This is a genomic window from Rhodococcus sp. CX, from assembly GCF_015865005.1.
Classification (GTDB): Bacteria; Actinomycetota; Actinomycetes; order Mycobacteriales; family Mycobacteriaceae; genus Rhodococcus.
The window spans coordinates 1,761-2,957 of record NZ_JADZGH010000174.1; the positions used below are offsets into that span (position 1 = coordinate 1,761).

The window sequence follows — 1,197 nt, forward strand, 5'->3', positions numbered from 1 at the left end:
AGATGGCGCTCGACATCACCGGTGACCTCGACACCGCCCGGTTGCGGGCAGCCGCCGACACGGTGCTCGCCGCGCACACCCAGCTCGGGTCCGCATTCACCACCACCGATGCCGGCCGCCAGGTCGCGGTCGTCACCGCCGGCGCCGCCGTGCCGTGGCACGAAATCGACCTGTCCGCCGCGGCCGGAGCGGAACTGGACCGACGCTGGGCCGAAATCGCCGAGCAGGACCGCGAGACCCGCTTCGACCTCGCTGCGCCGCCGCTGATGCGGATCACGCTCGTACACATCGGATCCGGACAGCACCGGATGCTGCTCACGCATCACCACCTGCTGTTCGACGGCTGGTCCCTGCCGCTGGTGATCGACGCCCTGCTGCGCGCCTACGGCAACGGCATCGCAATCGGCGCGGCACCCGCGGTCGCGGCACCGGCGCGCCCCTACCGCGACTACCTCACCTGGCTGGGTGACCGCGACGAGGCCGCCGACCGGGCGGCCTGGACGGCGGCGCTCGACGGCGTCACCGAGCCGACGCTGCTCGCGGCCGGCCGGACCCTCGCGCCCGGTTCGTGCGTCGACCACACCCTCACCGTCGACGCCGAGACCGTGTCGGGCCTCGAAAGGCTCCGCCGCGAAACCGGTGTCACGCTCAACACCATCGTGCAGGTCGCGTGGTCGCTGGCGCTAGGAGCCGTCACCGGCCGCGACGATGTGCTCTTCGGCACCGCGGTCTCCGGCCGCGCGGCCGACCTCGACGGCATCGACGAGATGATCGGCATGACCGTCAACACGATCGCGGTCCGCGTCGGTCTGCGTCCCGCGGAAACCGTCGCCGACCTGCTGCGCCGCGTCCAGGCCGAGCAGGCCGCCCTGCAGGCGCACCACCACGTGGGCCTGGCGGACCTGCACCGGATCGCCGGTCTCGACGAACTGTTCGACACCCTCGTGGTGTTCGAGAACTATCCGGGTGATTTCACCGGGGCGACCGCCGGCAGCGGTCTCGACGTGCAGCTGCGCGGCATCGACGACGGCACCAGCTTCCCGCTGACGCTGCTCGTCCTGCCCGGCGAACAGCTGGAGCTGATCGTCAAGTACCACCCCGATCTGCCGGCGGCGCTGACGACCGATCTGGTCGACCGCTTCGTCCGCGTGCTGGCGCAGTGTGCGGTGGATGTGGGTGTGCGGGTTGGTGGGGTGT

The 1,197-nt window shown here is 71.4% G+C and carries 1 protein-coding gene; it reads left to right on the plus strand.

Annotated elements, in window-relative coordinates:
* Positions 1-1,197 (plus strand): condensation domain-containing protein (locus tag I0Q12_RS18415; protein WP_231610972.1); only part of this gene is annotated, 1,197 nt, incomplete at both ends.